Origin of the sequence: Anoxybacillus sp. UARK-01, from assembly GCF_002075365.1 — a bacterium.
GTDB lineage: Bacteria > Bacillota > Bacilli > Bacillales > Anoxybacillaceae > Anoxybacteroides > Anoxybacteroides rupiense.
Map to the genome: position 1 here is coordinate 40,974 of NZ_NASY01000047.1, position 16,701 is coordinate 57,674.

Genomic DNA, 16,701 nt, shown 5'->3' on the forward strand with positions numbered 1-16,701 from the left:
GCAAGCTTTCTGTCTCTTCCCCTGAACAACGAACGATTTGCCGGGAAATGAATGGGCTCGCTGGCGTTCTTGTTCGAGAAGGGCATGCTATAAGCCTGTCCAGCGGGCAAGCAAATCGCTTGCCCACTACGACAAAAAAGCGAGGAATCCAATATTGATATACCTGATTCAACATTTTGTTTTCCGCATGGCTTGCGATAGGAAAAGTTTTTTAAGTCACTTTTTTAGGTTAAAGAGTTTGGGAAAATACGTGCGCCTTCCTCCTTTTATGGACATGGCGTTGCCCTTATTAATTGCTGAAATAGCGTTGAAGCCCGGCAACAATTGCTTTGGTGACTTGCTTTTGGTATGAATCAGAGGCAATGATGCTTGATTCCTGCGCATTGTTCAAATATCCCAGCTCAAACAGAACAGATGGCATGCTTGTTTCTCGAAGGACGTGAAAGTCGCCAAATCGAATGCCGCGATACGCGATTGGCAGGGATTGGGACAGAAAAGGATCAAACGATAAAGCGAGAGGATAGTCATTTAATGAATGGTAATAATAAATGGTCATTCCTCTTGCTGTTCCGTCTGGCGAGCTATCGTAATGAATGCTGACAAACGCATCGGCTTTATGCTGTTCAGCCATGCTTACGCGCTCGGCTAAGGACAAATAGGTGTCGTCCTTTCTAGTGAGAATAACGGTGGCTCCAGCCGCCTGCAATTGATTTTTTAGCATCTGTGCGGTTTTTAATGTCATCGTTTTTTCCATCATTCCACCGCTGCCAATCGTTCCGCTGTCTTTTCCGCCGTGACCGGGATCAATGACAATCGTTTTGTTTTTGATTGTCCCTGTGTTTCCAGCATTGCGGACAACCGCTACCACCCAATCCGCAATATATCCGCTCTTTTGATGAGACAGTTCAATTTTGTACCAGCTACCTTCTTTAGCGATTACGCGGTATTGTTGTCCACGTTTGGCTGTCCCTTGAATTTGCGATTGAAGCGAAGGTTTTGAACGAATATTCGTACCATCTTCTAACACTGTAATGTAGAGAGTTGCCGTCATTATGTATGTGCGATAGACCCAGCCAGTCATAGAGCCAGGTGATTCGATTTGATACCAATCCGCAGTCTCGCCAATGATTCGCACCTGTTGGCCAAATGTGATTTTGCCAAGAATGGTGGCCTGTTGAGAAGGCTTTGTCCGCACGTTTAGCACATCAACGGCAACCGTTCCGGATTTTGATTGGATGGAAGTGGTCCCGGAGCCTGTAGCTGACGCGAGGTAGTCTGATGAGACCCACCCCGTAAGCGTTCCATTTTTGATTCTTGTCCAATGACTGTTGGTGTCGAGCACTTCCACCGTTTGGCCTAGCTTTAAATAACCAATTATGCTTGCTTGGCTGCTAGGAGCAGAACGAACACGGAGACGGTCAACGGTCGCTTGCATGTTTTCATTCATATCTGCAACATATTGCCGTGAAACCCATCCGGTTTCCGTAGTGCTTAGTTTAAGCTGTACCCAATCATTTTTTTCTTGGGCCACTGTGTAAATTTCTCCTTTATTCAGTTTCTTTTTTATTGGATAAGAAGTGCCTGGTCCTTCCCGAACATTGAGGTGCTCTGTTTTGGTGATCACCATTTTGGCTTCGGCGCCGTCAGAGGAAGGGAAGGACAAAAGAAACAGAGCGACCAGCAGAAAATAAGCCGCTTTTTTCACATGGCAGCCTCCTTTCAAAAGTGTGAGATGATAACAGTTCTACAAAAAGTAAAAAAACCCTTTTATTTTTTTAAAAAACGGGAAAGATAAGTAGTGCTATATTTGGCGAATCATCGGTTAGATTACGGTTGGCATTTGTTGGAACAGAATGGGCGCGGCCTCGCCTTCTGACCATGAGTTTTGACCGCTATCGTCCGTTCATCATATTGATACGGCACAAGAACTGTAAGTGAATCGATCGGATCTTCGCGCCGCGAGCAACTTACGAATGGGGCCTGTGCAAACTCGGGGTTGTTTTCGTTAAACATTTGCGTGACACATCGATGCAAATCGTAACATGTCAAGTTACTGTCTTGAAAAGAGAAAGGATGAAGCAGGTGAGAAACAGCGCTAAAGGAGAATTTGCGCACCGCAAAGCAAGCGAGCTATTTCATGTAGACTTTCATGAATTTATGCGAAAGGAAGCCGATTATACCAATTATGAGTTAGCTTCAGAATTCGGTCTAACGTTGCGGGATGTGCGAAAATTGAAAAAACAGCTCTTTCGCTCATAAATCTTTTTCGTCTTCTTGACAAAATGATGATTCATTCGTAACATAAAAGATAAAAATTGCTGCAAAAAAGCCGATGATGGAGAAGAGTAGTTAAGAGTACACATGGCCAGAGAGGAAATGCCATAGGCTGAAAGCATTTCTCCGTGATGACTTAACGAAGGAACACTCCGTAGGTTTCTCTTTGAACGCGCATGCTAGTAGAAGGGAACGCGTACCGGGCGTTATCGGGATAAAGCGGAAGCGTTTGAGCTTCAATTAGGGTGGCACCACGGGAAAACGACTCTCGTCCCTATTATTTTAATAGGGAAGGGGGTTTTTTATTTTTACATAGAAAAAGTAGGAGGATGGAGCATGTCGTTTCAAATTCCGAGAGGAACGCAAGATATTTTGCCGGGCGAAGCTGAAAAGTGGCAATATATTGAGCAAATGGCACGGGATATTTGCCGACGTTACAACTATCAGGAAATTCGCACGCCGATCTTTGAACACACAGAATTGTTTTTAAGAAGTGTGGGAGACACAACAGATATCGTTCAAAAAGAAATGTATACATTTGAAGATCGAGGAGGGCGCAGCATTACGCTTCGGCCTGAAGGAACTGCGGCCGTTGTTCGTTCTTTTGTGGAAAACAAAATGTACGGGAACCCCAACCAACCTGTTAAATTGTATTATATGGGGCCTATGTTTCGTTATGAGCGGCCACAGGCGGGCAGATTTCGTCAGTTTGTGCAATTTGGCGTTGAAGCACTTGGAAGCAGCGATCCCGCTATTGATGCAGAAGTGATCGCGCTTGCGATGGAGCTATATCATTCATTAGGTTTGAAAAAGCTAAAGCTTGTGATGAATAGCTTAGGAGATGCTCCAAGCAGAAAAGCGCACCGTCAAGCGCTTATTGACCATTTTAAAGGACGGATCAGCGAGTTTTGTGAGGATTGTCAATCAAGACTTGAAAAAAATCCGATGCGCATTTTAGATTGCAAAAAAGACCGCGACCATGAATTAATGGAAACGGCACCGTCGATTCTTGATTATCTGAATGATGAATCGCGCCTTTATTTTGAAAAAGTGCAACTGTATTTAACGAAATTAGGGATTGCATTCGAAGTCGATCCACGGCTTGTTCGAGGGCTCGATTATTATAACCATACTGCCTTTGAAATCATGAGCGAAGCGGAGGGCTTCGGCGCGATTACGACATTATGTGGCGGCGGCCGTTACAATGGATTAGTGCAGGAAATAGGCGGACCAGAAACGCCAGGAATCGGCTTTGCTTTAAGTATTGAACGTCTGCTCGCTGCCTTGGCTGCCGAGGGGATCACGTTGCCTGTAGCTCAAGGAATCGATTGCTTTATCGTAGCGTTAGGGGAAAAAGCGAAGGATGAATCGGTGATCCTTGTGAACAAGCTTCGTCAGTCGGGAATGAAGGTGGAAAGAGATTATCAAGATCGAAAAGTAAAAGCGCAGCTGAAGGCGGCGGATCGCCTTGAGTCCGCTTATGTTGCCATTCTTGGCGATGACGAGCTTGAAAAGCAAGTGATTGCCATTAAAAATATGGCGACAGGCGAGCAAACAGAGGTATCGCTTCATTCGTTTGTGCAATATATGAAAACAGTAGTTGAATCAAAGTAGGAGGGGACCATGATGTTTGGCAGGACGTATTACTGCGGAGAAATGACGGAACAAGCGGTGGGAGAAAAGGTCGTATTGAAAGGATGGGTGCAAAAGCGCCGCGATCTTGGCGGACTCATTTTTATTGACTTGCGTGATCGCACCGGTATTGTACAAATTGTTTTCAGCCCTGAAGTATCTGAGGAAGCGCTGCGTGTAGCTGAAGGGATTCGCAATGAATACGTATTGGACGTTGAAGGAACGGTTGTTCGTCGCGAAGAAAGCCAAGTCAACCCGAATTTGCAAACGGGGAAAATCGAAATTCATGTTCATCGTGTGACCGTTTTAAGCGAAGCGAAAACGCCACCGTTTATCATTTCTGACGAAACGGAAGTTGCCGAAGACGTACGGCTGAAATATCGTTATTTGGATTTGCGCCGTCCGGTTATGTTTCAAACGTTTAAAATGCGTCATCAAGTGGCAAAAGCGATTCGAGATTTTCTTGATGAAGAAGGATTTCTTGAGGTGGAGACCCCGATTTTAACCAAAAGCACTCCGGAGGGGGCCCGCGACTATTTAGTTCCAAGCCGTGTCCATCCAGGAGAATTTTACGCGCTGCCGCAATCGCCGCAAATTTTTAAACAATTGCTAATGGTTGGCGGATTTGAGCGCTACTATCAGATTGCACGCTGTTTCCGTGATGAAGATTTGCGGGCGGATCGTCAACCGGAGTTTACCCAAGTGGATATTGAAACCTCGTTTATGAGCCAAGAGGAGATTATGTCCATGATTGAGCGCATGATGGCGCGAGTCATGAAAACGGCAAAAGGAATCGAGCTATCGCTCCCATTTCCGCGCATGTCGTATAACGAAGCGATGAGCCGATATGGTTCTGACAAGCCGGATACGCGCTTTGGAATGGAGCTTGTCGATTTGTCGGAGCAAGTACGAGACTGTGGCTTTAAGGTGTTTTCAAGTGCAGTTGCGAATGGAGGACAAGTAAAAGCGATAAATGTGAAGGGAGCGGCTCAGCAATATTCACGCAAAGATATGGATGCATTGACCGAATTTGTCGCTCGTTATGGAGCGAAAGGGCTGGCATGGCTTAAAGTGGAAGAAGGCGGATTAAAAGGTCCGATTGCGAAGTTTTTCATAGAGGAAGAGCAAAAAGGAATCATTCAAGCATTAGAAGCGGAGACGGAAGATTTATTGCTGTTTGTCGCTGATTCCAAAGCGGTGGTCGCTGATGCTCTCGGTGCATTGCGTCTGAAGCTTGGAAAAGAGCTGCAGCTGATTGATGAAACCAAATTCCAGTTTCTCTGGGTCACAGATTGGCCGCTTTTGGAGTATGATGAAGAAGAAGGGCGCTATTATGCGGCGCATCATCCGTTTACAATGCCGGTGCGCGAAGATTTGCCTCATTTGGATACAGATCCGGGAAGCGTGCGTGCCCAAGCTTATGACCTTGTATTAAACGGCTATGAATTAGGCGGTGGCTCGCTGCGCATTTTTGAACGCGATGTACAGGAAAAAATGTTTCAAGTGCTTGGATTTACAGAAGAAGAAGCCCGCGAGCAGTTTGGCTTCTTGCTTGAGGCATTTGAGTATGGAACGCCGCCGCACGGAGGAATCGCTTTGGGATTAGACCGCCTTGTGATGCTGTTGGCAGGACGTACGAATTTGCGTGATACTATTGCCTTTCCAAAAACGGCTAGTGCAAGCTGCTTGTTAACAGAAGCGCCGAGCCATGTAAGCGATAAGCAATTAGAAGAATTGCATTTAACTGTGGATGTAGAAAAAATCAAAAATTTCAGTTAATTCCCTTCTTGAAAAGGCGAAAAAAATATGATATGATGCTTTCAAACCTAACAGTCCTGATGTGTTCGTCGTATAACCTATTGTTTTGACCGAACAATATGTTATACGGGAGTCCGCAGTTTTCAAGCGGCGTACATGCCTCAAACCGAGAGGACGTGCAAACCTTGAAACAGGACACCCACCTGCGTGGAGCGGGATCAAAACGAAGGCATCGACGGCACGATTGGGACTTGAGGCGATAAGTTGAAAAGCTTGTAAATCCAATAAAGATGAGTCATTTGTGCCAAATCGGACACATGTCGGGAGCTAGGCAAAAAGGAAGTGTCGGACTTGGCCAAATGAAAGGGAATGAATCCCCTATGTAAAGAGAATCCTTTACATGGGGGATTTTTTATCCATTCGTGGTGTTAGATCAAATCCATTCCCTTACTCCACGCTCTATACATAGGATCAATAAGCAGGATCTGGCAAAGCTTGCGGTCGTAAAGGCAAGCGCTCCACTTTCTTCGATGATCGAAACGTCTCTCGCTTTTTTTCTGAATTTCTAAACGGTTCATTCTATCGTTTTCCAAACAGATGGAAGTTCAACTAATGGATCATCGAAAAATAAAATCCGATTGAAATACTGAACTTTATTGTGTAGGATAATATCGATGCAAAAATGATGAAAAATTCATGGAGGGTATCAATGCTACATCAATTTTCACGTAACGAATTAGCGATCGGCAAGGATGGACTAGAAACGTTAAAAAAGGCGACTGTAGCCATATTAGGAATTGGCGGCGTCGGTTCTTTTGCCGCTGAAGCACTGGCACGTTCGGGGGTCGGTCGGCTCGTCTTGGTAGACAAGGACGATGTGGACATTACGAATATCAATCGACAAATTCACGCTCTTCTTTCCACAGTAGGTCGTCCGAAAGTGGATCTAATGAAAGAGCGTATTGCGGATATTAACCCTGAATGTGAAGTTATCGCACTCAAAATGTTTTATACTGAAGAGACGTACGAGCAATTTTTCAGCTATGGGCTCGATTTTGTCATTGATGCTTCTGATACGATCACGTATAAAATTCATTTAATGAAAGAATGCTTGAAGCGCAATGTGCGGATTATCTCAAGCATGGGAGCGGCCAATAAAATGGACCCAACTCGTTTTCGTATTGCCGATATTTCGAAAACCCATACAGATCCCATTGCCAAAGTGATTCGGACTAAGCTGCGAAAAGAAGGAATCCGCAAGGGAATCCCTGTTGTTTTTTCTGATGAAAAACCGATTATTATTCGCGAAGATGTCCGCAAAAGGGTCGGCAACGATCAATCGGCGATTCGCAAAGCGCAAATGCCGCCATCATCGAATGCGTTTGTCCCTTCCGTAGCGGGGCTGATTATGGCTTCATATGTTGTGCGCGAGCTGCTAGAAGGAATCAAAATTTATCGCGTCGGTGAAGAATGAGCAAAGCAGGGCTTGCCTATGAAGGCAGCCCTGCTTTTTACGTTTATGCTGACAAAAGCATCGGAAAGGCTAATTTCTAAAAAGCGATGGAATAAGAGGATGAACGTCGCTGACATGATTGACGCGGATGGCCGTTTCGGTCGAACGATTTTTCAGCCGTCAAGCCAAAAAGGAAGAAAAGAGGGCTTGTAAAGCTTTCCCTTTTTAGCCATTCAAATTCGCTTTTTGGTCATGTTATAATAAAAATAATTAGGATAGATAAGGCGAGGAAGGAGAGCGCATTGAATAAAAAAGAAACCATTATTCGGGCAGCTATGAAGCTATTTGCACAAAAGGGATATCACGCAACGTCGATGCAGGAAATTGCTGAACAAAGCGGAATGGCGAAAGGTTCGCTTTATAATTATTTCAAATCGAAGGAAGAAATCGCGGTATCGATTTTTCGTTACCACTATGAAATTTTGTTTCGCAAAATATTTGAAGTCAGCCAAGACAAAAATCTATCGGCAAGAGAAAGATTTGAAAAGCAGCTTTGTATTCAAATCGAAGAGTTCATTCGCCATAAAGAATTAGTGCGAATGCATATGGGGGAGCAGGCGGTGAAGGTGAATGATGAGGTTCATCAACTTGCTTTCCGCATTCGTGCTCGAATATTAAATTGGTATCGCCAAGCTATTATTGACATATATGGAGAGCCGGTTCGCCGCTTTTCGCTTGATTGCGCTGCCATCTTAAACGGCATGCTGAAGGAGTATATGTTTTATGTGGCGGTTGAGCAAAAAGAATTGCAGCGTTCCCATTTTGTTCCTTTCGTGCTTCGACGCCTTGATGCGATTGTCAAAAGTCTGACGGAGGAGGAAAAGCCGCTGCTAAACGATCAAATGATGGAAGATTATCTCTGTCTCGGACTATCAACTAAAGAGGAAGCGAGGCAGCAAATTGTCGCCTACATTCAGCAAATGATGGATATGCTTAAGGACACGAGAATGAATGAAAGCGGCATCATCGACTCCCTTGAGACGTTAGAGCAAGAGTTTACCCAAGAGGATGACGTCCGAAAATTTATGGTTGAAGCCATTTTGCTTTATTTAGAACGCTTTTCGCTGCCATTGTGGAAGGAATTGAACGAAGCGATTGCCCGCTATTTTGCATAAAGTTCTCTGCTTTTGGAGCAGAGAGCTTTCTATTTTCAAAGGAACGAAGGAGGAAGCGAAAGATGCTTTTTTCACAAGAGCCCCTGTCGATCCGCATGAGGCCAAGAACGATTGATGAAGTGGTGGGACAGCAGCATATCATCGGTCCGCATACCGCTTTATATAAAATGATTCAAAACGGCTATGTGCCTTCCATGCTTTTATATGGAGAACCAGGAGTTGGGAAGACATCGCTCGCTTATGCGATTGCTGGAACTGTCGAGCGGGAATTTTTTGCATTAAATGCAACGACATCGGGAAAAAAAGAAATGGAAGAAGTGGTCGCGGTTGCAAAAATGTCGGGAAACGTTATTCTATTTATTGATGAAATTCACCGCTTTAATAAAGCACAACAAGATTATTTGCTGCCTAATATAGAAAACGGGTTGATCACATTGATTGGGGCCACGACAGAAAACCCGTTTCATGAAGTGAATCCGGCTATTCGCAGCCGCTGTGGACAAATTAAGCAGCTAAAGCGATTAACAGTTGAAGAGGTCACGGTTTTGCTACAACGAGCGCTGCACGATGACAAAAGGGGATTTGGCACTTTACCGATTGAAATGGACGACCGTTTGCTGCAACGCATTGCTGTCGGAACAAACGGCGATGCCCGTTCTGCATTAAATGCATTAGAAGCGGTTGTGTATGCTTCGCCAAAAAGCGGAGACCGCATTGTCGTCGATGAACAAACTGTCTCACAGTGCATAGAAAACAAAGGATTTTTCCATGACAAAAAAGGGGACGTCTATTATTCGTTATTGTCTGCATTCCAAAAAAGCATCCGGGGAAGCGATGTCGACGCGGCGCTTTATTATTTGGCGAGATTATTGGAAGGCGGCGACTTATCCGCTATTTGCCGGCGTTTGCTGGTGATTGCCTATGAAGATGTCGGCTTGGCCAATCCGCTGATGGGCATCAAGGTGAATGCGGCCATCCAAGCTGTGGAACGGCTGGGGCTTCCTGAAGCGAGGATTCCGCTGTCAGTTGTGACAATTGAATTATGTCTCTCGGCGAAATCCAATTCAGCATACAAAGCGATTGACCAAGCGATCCGTGATATCGAGCAAGGAAAGCTGGGAGAGATTCCTGCCCATCTAAAGGATGCGCATTATAAAGGAGCTAGCGTTCTTGGCCATGGAATAGGGTATCAATATCCGCACGACCATCCAAATGGATGGGTAGCGCAGCAATATTTGCCAAGCGAGCTGGAAGGAACACAATATTATGTGCCGAAAGAAAACGGCGATGAGAAGCATTATGCGAAAGTGTATGAGCGTCTCTGTTCATTAAAAAGCAAGCAAATGAAGTAAGATGAAAAGTATGATATAATGATTTCCGATTTATTGATTAAAAAAGTGGGGCGTGAATATGAAAGAGTCGATTGTTCGCTGGACCGTTTACTTTCTTGGTTTATTGGTCATGTCGTTTGGGATTGTTTTAACCATTAAGGCGGACATGGGAAGCGCTCCATGGGATGTGCTTCATATCGGTCTATATCGTCAGTTTGGCTTGACGATTGGTACATGGTCTATTATTGTGGGGATTATTGTTTTGGCGGCTTCCTCGCTTCTTTCGAAACAATGGCCCCAAATAGGGGCTTTTCTTAATATGCTGCTTGTGGGCTTGATGATCGATATGTATATGATGATCCCAGCACTGCAAACTCCCCATACATTTATCGGGAAAATGGCGCTGCTCTTTGGCGGAATCATCATAACAGGCTATGGAATGGGACTTTATATTTCGGCGAAGATGGGAGCTGGACCGCGCGATAGCTTAATGCTCGTATTGATGGAGAAAACCGGATGGAGAGTGGAGTACATCCGCATTGCGATGGAAGTGTTTGTTTTGTTGGTCGGCTGGATACTGGGAGGACCTGTATCGATTGGCACGCTGGTTTTTAGTGTTACGATCGGCAAGGTCATTGGCATCGCCCTGCCGCAATGTCAGCAATGGACGGCGCGGATGGCAGTGGCGAAAACGGGAATGAATGGTTTAAGTCGTTAGGAGGAATAGGATGAAAATTTCAACAAAAGGTCGCTACGGTTTAACAATGATGATTGAGTTGGCAAAAAAATATGGAGATCGCCCGATTTCGCTCAGATCGATTGCAAAAACGCATAATTTGTCTGAGCATTATTTAGAGCAACTCGTTTCGCCGCTTAGAAATGCAGGGCTTGTAAAAAGCATCCGCGGAGCGTATGGCGGCTATGTGTTGGCCGATCATCCGGCGAAAATTACGGCGGGAGATGTGATTCGGGTGCTTGAAGGGCCCATCAGCCCTGTAGAAGAATTGGAAGAAGAAGAGCCGGCTAAGCGTGAGTTGTGGATTCGCATTCGTGATGCTGTACAGGAAGTATTAGATAGCACAACACTTGAAGATTTGGCGAAATATAGCAATGGGGATCAAGAATCCTACATGTTTTATATTTAAGCAGTGAGAAAGGAGAATTTTGGTTGGAACGTATTTATCTTGACCATGCGGCGACATCTCCCGTTCATCCTGCCGTCGCTGAGCGAATGCTGCCGTTTATGACAGAATGCTTCGGCAACCCGTCGAGCATTCATTTTTTCGGCAGGCAAAGCCGGCTTGCGTTGGATGAAGCGCGTGAAACAGTAGCAAAAAGCCTTGGCGCAAAACCTTCGGAAGTGATTTTTACAAGCGGTGGAACAGAGGCGGATAATTTGGCGCTCGTAGGAGTGGCCTTAGCGAACCGGGAAAAGGGAACCCATATTATTACTTCATCTGTCGAGCATCACGCTGTTTTGCACACGTGTCATTATCTTGAAAAACAAGGGTTTGAGATTACTTATCTTCCAGTTGACGAATATGGAAAAATTTCATTGACAGATCTGAAAAAAGCGCTCCGCAACGATACCATCCTCGTCTCGATCATGTTTGGCAATAATGAGACCGGAGTGTTGCAGCCTATTCAACAGATTGGGGAAATGCTGAAAGACCATCCGGCTTTTTTCCATACGGATGCTGTCCAAGCATATGGGCTGATCCCCATCGATGTGAATCAACTTCATATTGATTTGTTGTCTGTTTCCGCACATAAAATTAATGGGCCGAAAGGTGTTGGCTTTTTATACGCTAAAGAAACCGTTAAGCTAATGCCTCGTTTATACGGGGGCGAGCAAGAGCGAAAACGGCGGGCAGGAACGGAAAACGTCGCCGGAATTGTCGGGATGGCAAAAGCCGTTGAAATTGCGCAGCAAACGATGAGCGAAAAAGCAGAGAAGTACCGTTCGTTTAGAAAGAAAATGCTCGCTATTTTTGCGCAAGCGGGGATTTCATACGCTGTCAACGGTGATGACCAGGAGGCGCTACCGCATGTATTGAATGTCACGTTTCCGGGAACGAACGTAGAATCGCTGCTTGTGAATCTTGATTTAGCGGGAATCGCCGTATCGAGCGGCTCAGCATGTACAGCGGGTTCCATTGATCCATCGCATGTTCTTGTGGCGATGTTTGGCAAGGATTCTGACCGCATCCGCTCCTCGATCCGTTTTAGCTTTGGGCTTGGAAATACGGAAGAACAAATTGAAAAGGCAGCGTATGAAACCGTAAAAATTGTTCAAAGACTTGTAAGCAAATAGAGGAGGAGAGAGATGAACAAAGCACCAAAAGACACGCGCGTCGTTGTTGGCATGTCCGGAGGGGTGGACTCATCGGTGGCTGCCCTTCTTTTAAAACAGCAGGGATATGATGTGATCGGGATTTTTATGAAAAATTGGGACGACACAGATGAAAACGGGGTGTGTACGGCAACGGAAGACTATGAAGATGTGATGCGTGTCTGCAATCAGATTGGCATTCCTTATTATGCGGTAAACTTCGAAAAACAGTATTGGGAGAAGGTATTTACGTATTTTCTTGATGAGTATAAAGCAGGGCGCACGCCAAATCCGGATGTGATGTGCAACAAAGAAATTAAATTCAAAGCGTTTTTAGAGCATGCGATGTCGCTTGGCGCCGACTATTTGGCGACAGGGCATTACGCGCGTGTTGCCTATTGCGATGGCGAATATAAAATGCTGCGCGGGGTTGATCAAAACAAGGATCAAACCTATTTCTTAAATCAGCTGGGACAAGCCCAATTATCGAAAGTCATGTTCCCGCTTGGAGAGCTTGAAAAAGCGCAGGTACGTCAAATCGCCAAAGAAGCAGGACTGGCGACAGCAGGGAAAAAGGATAGCACAGGCATTTGTTTTATTGGTGAACGGAATTTTAAAGAATTTTTAAGTAACTACTTGCCAGCTCAGCCAGGAACTATGCAAACACTTGCTGGCGAAATAAAGGGCAAGCACGACGGAATCATGTATTATACGATTGGACAGCGTCATGGTCTCGGCATTGGCGGGAATGGCGAGCCATGGTTTGTTGTTGGAAAAAATGTGAAAGAAAATATTTTGTATGTTGCGCAAGGATTTGAGAATGAGCTGCTATATTCTGATTCAATCATCGCCACGAATGTCAGCTGGGTATCGGATCGAGTGCCGGCTGAACCGTTAAAATGTACGGCCAAATTCCGTTATCGTCAACCGGATAACGGCGTTGCGGTTCATGTCATCGACGACCGGACGGTGCGCGTTGTATTTGACCGTCCCGTTCGTGCTGTTACGCCGGGGCAAGCTGTCGTGTTTTATGATGGAGAAGAATGTCTTGGCGGCGGGACCATTGATGAAATTTTCCGCAATGGAGAAAAGCTTTGGTATGTGGGATAGCTTTGCAAAAACCTCAGCTCTTGGCGGAGTTGGGGTTTTTCCATTAAGATAAATGCAAAAGGGAGAGTTGGAAACGATGGAGAATCAAAATGCATTAGGCATTCAGCACATGCAGCAAGGGCGCTATGAGGAAGCAGTGAAATGCTTTCATGAAGCTATTGAAGCCAATCCAAACGATCCAATCGGCTACATTAATTTTGGAAATGTACTAGCGGCCGTGGGGGAAGAAGAGAAAGCGATCCGTTTTTTTAAAAAAGCGCTTGAGCTTGATCCAGAAGCGGCCACTGCTTACTATGGGCTTGGCTCTCTTTACTATAATCGCCAGCAATTTGTTTTGGCAAAGGACATGTTTGAACAGGCGGTGCAAAAAGGGATGGAGGACGGCGATGTATTTTTTATGCTCGGGATGTCGCTCTTGCTTTTAGAGCAGCCGCGTCTGGCTTTGCCGTATTTGCAACGCGCCTCCGAATTGAACGAAAACGATGCAGAAGCGCTTTTTCAGCTTGGCTTGTGCTTAGCGCAGCTTGAACTTGTGGATGAAGCGATGAACTGCTTCGAGAGAACCGTCGCTTTAGATGAAGGGCATGCCGATGCCTATTATAATTTAGGAGTGGCTTATGCTTATAAAGATGATGCACAGCAGGCACTTCATATGTTTAACAAAGCGCTTGCCATACAGTCAGATCATTTGCTTGCAGGACATGGGAAAAAATTGATGGAAAAAGCGCTGGAAAAATAAAAAAAGGCAGGGATTCCAATTGCAGCGGCAAGAATCATGGGCGTTAGGGGAAAAATCGTTTATTAAAGGGACGCATATCGTCACTATTTTTCATAACGAAAGCAACCTTTATTCCGTGGTCCGCATTCACGTTGAAGAAACGAATGAAGGGTATGACGAGCAAGAGGTTGTTGTAACTGGATATTTCCCGCGTATGAACGAACATGATGTTTATGTGTTTTACGGCGCTTTTAAAGATCACCCAAGATTTGGACGGCAATATGTAGCCGAGTATTTTCGAAAAGAAATGCCGCAAACAAAGGAAGGGTTGATCTATTATTTATCGAGCGATTTGTTTAAGGGGATCGGAAAGAAAACAGCGGAACAAATTGTGGAAGCGCTCGGGGACCAAGCGATTTCAGTGATACTAGCAGATCCGGAAGCGCTCGCGAAAGTGCCTAAGCTTCCGAAAAACAAAGCGAAAGAGCTATACGAAACGTTAAAGGAGCACCAAGGCCTTGAACAAATTATGATTGCTCTTTCTCAGTTCGGCTTTGGTCCGCAGCTGTCAATGAAAATTTACCAAGTATATAAAGAAGCTGCACTTGATGTCATTCAAAAAAATCCGTATCAGCTTGTCGAGGATGTAGAAGGGATTGGGTTTCGGCGAGCCGATGAGTTAGGCCAGCAGCTCGGCCTTTCCGGCAGCCATCCAGATCGTGTCCGAGCCGCCTGTTTATATGTCATCGAAAGCGATTGTTTGCAAGAGGGGCATGTATATGTGACAAAAGAACAGTTGCTTTTTAAAGCTAAGCAGCTGCTTGAATCGAAAAGAGGAGAGGCCATTCCTCCTGACATGATTGAGCGTGAACTGCTTGATCTAGCCAAAGAGGAAAAAGTCATTCATGAAGATGGCCGCTTTTATATTCCGACTCTTTACTTTGCGGAAAAAGGAATCATCACTAATATAAAGCGCCTGCTTGAACAAAAGGTAACAGGATTTCCAGAAGCGGAATTTTTGCTGGCGCTCGGCCGGTTGGAGGAGCGGTTGGATGTACAATATGGCCCGTTGCAAAAGGACGCGATTCAACAAGCGATTTCTTCTCCTCTGTTTATTTTGACAGGCGGGCCGGGAACGGGAAAAACAACGGTGATAAAAGGGATTGTGGAGATTTTTGCCGACCTCCACGGCGTTTCGCTTGACCCAAAGGATTATCATAAAGAAAATCCTTTTCCGATTTTGCTTGCTGCGCCAACAGGGAGAGCCGCAAAACGAATGAGCGAAGCGACAGGATTACCAGCGATGACGATCCATCGTTTACTTGGTTATAATGCTGCAGAAGGATTTACTCATCATGAAGATGAACCGATTGAAGGAAATTTGCTCATTGTCGATGAAATGTCCATGGTAGACACATGGCTAGCTAACCAATTGCTGAAGTCTCTTCCAACTGGTATGCAAGTCATTTTGGTCGGTGATGAGGATCAATTGCCGTCAGTCGGACCGGGGCAAGTATTAAAGGATTTGTTAAAAACGTCGCGAATTCCTACTATTCGCTTGACCGAAGTATATCGTCAAGCAGAAGGATCCTCCATCATTGAATTGGCCCATTGTATGAAAAAAGGGGAGCTTCCTGCTGATCTAAGCTCTCCGAAAACAGACCGTTCCTTTATTCGCTGTAAAGCTGAACAAGTGGTTGATGTCGTGAGGCAAATTGCTGATAATGCGTGGAAAAAAGGGTATTCGGTAAAAGATATTCAAGTGCTCGCCCCAATGTATCGCGGTCCTGCCGGCATCGATCGTCTCAATCGAACGCTTCAAGAGCTGTTTAATCCGAAATCGCCACAAAAGCGCGAGCTGTCCAGCGGCGAAACGGTTTATCGCGTTGGCGATAAGGTGTTGCAGCTTGTCAATCAACCCGATCAAAATGTGTTTAATGGCGATATTGGTGAAATTGTCGCCATCTTTTACGCGAAAGAGAATACGGAACAGCAGGACTTGGTTGTCGTATCCTTTGATGGAAACGAAGTCACTTATACAAGACAGGATTTAACACAAATTACCCACGCTTATTGCTGTTCGATTCATAAGGCGCAGGGCAGTGAATTTCCGATTGTGATTTTGCCGGTGGTGAAAAGCTATTATCGAATGCTACAGCGGAATTTGTTATATACAGCGGTGACAAGAAGCAAAAAATTTTTAATTTTATGCGGTGAGGAGGAAGCGTTTCGCATCGGAACGGCACGCTGTGATGACGGGGTGAGGCAAACAACATTAGCGGAAAAAATTCAACAGCTGTTTGAGCCTGCTGATGAAACGGAGCTGCCGTTGGATGATGCGGGGATCGGGATGGAAAACGTTTCACCGTATGACTTTATGATAGAAGAAACAAAATAAAACCATAAGGCACGCATCAAGCGCTCTTCCTTAGCCATGTATATTTTTACAACTGCTTGTCTAACATAACAGGTAAATGATGTGAAGAGGAGCGTGCCTTTTGGTGTTGAAATGTCCAAATTGCCAAAGTAAGGATTTGGGAAAAATAGGTGTGAATCAATATTATTGCTGGAACTGTTTTATTGAATTAACCATCAATAAAGGGATGATTCATACTCATCAAGTCGAAGAAGACGGAACGCTCAGCTCGCTCGATGATTTATTCAGCGATGAAGAACGAACGCTTTCGTCTTAAGGGAAGCGAGGAGGAATGACCATGAATCGTACAATGAAATCGCTCGCTGCTATTGGTTTGGGCGTTGCAGCTTACCAGCTTGTTCAACGCAATGGTGGTATGAATATGCGGAAAATGAAGAAGATGGGAAAGCAAATGATGCGTTCATTTATGTAACAAAGAGGGGGAGCCTATATAAAGGCCCCCTTTTTTGATGTATAATCTCCTCTCCTTCTTTTCAAACTA

The 16,701-nt window shown here is 45.0% G+C and carries 16 protein-coding genes, 1 other RNA gene and 1 other annotated feature; of the genes, 16 read left to right on the top strand and 1 reads right to left on the bottom strand.

Translation table 11 applies throughout. The annotated features are described in order from the left end of the window. Window positions 1–289: 289 nt before the first annotated feature. On the bottom strand, window positions 290–1,705 hold the full coding sequence (locus B6A27_RS12295) for an N-acetylmuramoyl-L-alanine amidase family protein (RefSeq protein WP_139788123.1): 1,416 nt from the start codon (window positions 1,703–1,705) through the stop codon (window positions 290–292). A 377-nt stretch (window positions 1,706–2,082) separates the two neighbouring features. Between B6A27_RS12295 and B6A27_RS18845 the strand changes: the two genes are divergently transcribed. From B6A27_RS18845 to B6A27_RS12370, 16 genes are all read left to right on the top strand, one after another. Then, window positions 2,083–2,259 carry a hypothetical protein gene (locus tag B6A27_RS18845; RefSeq protein ID WP_044744704.1) on the top strand — a complete coding sequence of 59 codons (177 nt, stop codon included), beginning with the start codon at window positions 2,083–2,085 and terminating at the stop codon, window positions 2,257–2,259. Window positions 2,260–2,323: 64 nt separating this feature from the next. After that, window positions 2,324–2,553: a binding site (T-box leader), on the top strand. Between the two features lie 57 nt (window positions 2,554–2,610). After that, entirely contained in the window at window positions 2,611–3,888 is a 1,278-nt protein-coding gene (hisS, locus tag B6A27_RS12305; RefSeq protein ID WP_080862250.1) for a histidine--tRNA ligase, read from the top strand. Between the two features lie 12 nt (window positions 3,889–3,900). Next, window positions 3,901–5,685, top strand: coding sequence for an aspartate--tRNA ligase (gene aspS, locus B6A27_RS12310; RefSeq protein ID WP_080862251.1), 1,785 nt, complete (start codon window positions 3,901–3,903; stop codon window positions 5,683–5,685). Window positions 5,686–5,735: 50 nt separating this feature from the next. Further along, a non-coding RNA gene (ssrS, locus tag B6A27_RS12315) (6S RNA) lies at window positions 5,736–5,919 on the top strand. A gap of 454 nt (window positions 5,920–6,373) precedes the next feature. Then, window positions 6,374–7,138: a tRNA threonylcarbamoyladenosine dehydratase gene (locus B6A27_RS12320; RefSeq protein WP_044744645.1), complete on the top strand. Its 765-nt coding sequence runs from the start codon at window positions 6,374–6,376 to the stop codon at window positions 7,136–7,138. A gap of 18 nt (window positions 7,139–7,156) precedes the next feature. Continuing rightward, window positions 7,157–7,330, top strand: a complete 174-nt coding sequence (locus B6A27_RS18685) for a hypothetical protein (RefSeq protein ID WP_156450478.1) — start codon at window positions 7,157–7,159, stop codon at window positions 7,328–7,330. Between the two features lie 89 nt (window positions 7,331–7,419). Next, the gene (locus tag B6A27_RS12325; RefSeq protein WP_066146083.1) at window positions 7,420–8,292 is read left to right on the top strand and encodes a TetR/AcrR family transcriptional regulator; all 873 of its coding nucleotides are present in this window, start codon (window positions 7,420–7,422) and stop codon (window positions 8,290–8,292) included. Between the two features lie 62 nt (window positions 8,293–8,354). Further along, the gene (locus B6A27_RS12330; protein ID WP_044744643.1) at window positions 8,355–9,644 is read left to right on the top strand and encodes a replication-associated recombination protein A; all 1,290 of its coding nucleotides are present in this window, start codon (window positions 8,355–8,357) and stop codon (window positions 9,642–9,644) included. Window positions 9,645–9,702: 58 nt separating this feature from the next. Then, window positions 9,703–10,341 (top strand): YczE/YyaS/YitT family protein, encoded by a 639-nt coding sequence (locus B6A27_RS12335; RefSeq protein WP_080862252.1) that lies wholly within the window; start codon window positions 9,703–9,705, stop codon window positions 10,339–10,341. A 10-nt stretch (window positions 10,342–10,351) separates the two neighbouring features. Beyond that, window positions 10,352–10,768 (top strand): cysteine metabolism transcriptional regulator CymR, encoded by a 417-nt coding sequence (cymR, locus tag B6A27_RS12340; protein ID WP_044744641.1) that lies wholly within the window; start codon window positions 10,352–10,354, stop codon window positions 10,766–10,768. 23 nt (window positions 10,769–10,791) lie between these two features. Next, window positions 10,792–11,937 (top strand): cysteine desulfurase family protein, encoded by a 1,146-nt coding sequence (locus B6A27_RS12345; RefSeq protein ID WP_066146075.1) that lies wholly within the window; start codon window positions 10,792–10,794, stop codon window positions 11,935–11,937. A gap of 12 nt (window positions 11,938–11,949) precedes the next feature. Next, window positions 11,950–13,065 carry a tRNA 2-thiouridine(34) synthase MnmA gene (gene mnmA, locus B6A27_RS12350; protein WP_080862253.1) on the top strand — a complete coding sequence of 372 codons (1,116 nt, stop codon included), beginning with the start codon at window positions 11,950–11,952 and terminating at the stop codon, window positions 13,063–13,065. 76 nt (window positions 13,066–13,141) lie between these two features. Next, on the top strand, window positions 13,142–13,804 hold the full coding sequence (locus B6A27_RS12355; RefSeq protein WP_080862254.1) for a tetratricopeptide repeat protein: 663 nt from the start codon (window positions 13,142–13,144) through the stop codon (window positions 13,802–13,804). A gap of 19 nt (window positions 13,805–13,823) precedes the next feature. After that, window positions 13,824–16,181 (top strand): SF1B family DNA helicase RecD2, encoded by a 2,358-nt coding sequence (gene recD2, locus B6A27_RS12360; protein WP_080862255.1) that lies wholly within the window; start codon window positions 13,824–13,826, stop codon window positions 16,179–16,181. 103 nt (window positions 16,182–16,284) lie between these two features. Continuing rightward, window positions 16,285–16,476 (top strand): hypothetical protein, encoded by a 192-nt coding sequence (locus tag B6A27_RS12365; RefSeq protein ID WP_044744703.1) that lies wholly within the window; start codon window positions 16,285–16,287, stop codon window positions 16,474–16,476. Window positions 16,477–16,497: 21 nt separating this feature from the next. After that, on the top strand, window positions 16,498–16,632 hold the full coding sequence (locus B6A27_RS12370; protein WP_183186568.1) for a DUF3918 family protein: 135 nt from the start codon (window positions 16,498–16,500) through the stop codon (window positions 16,630–16,632). The last annotated feature ends 69 nt before the right edge of the window (window positions 16,633–16,701 follow it).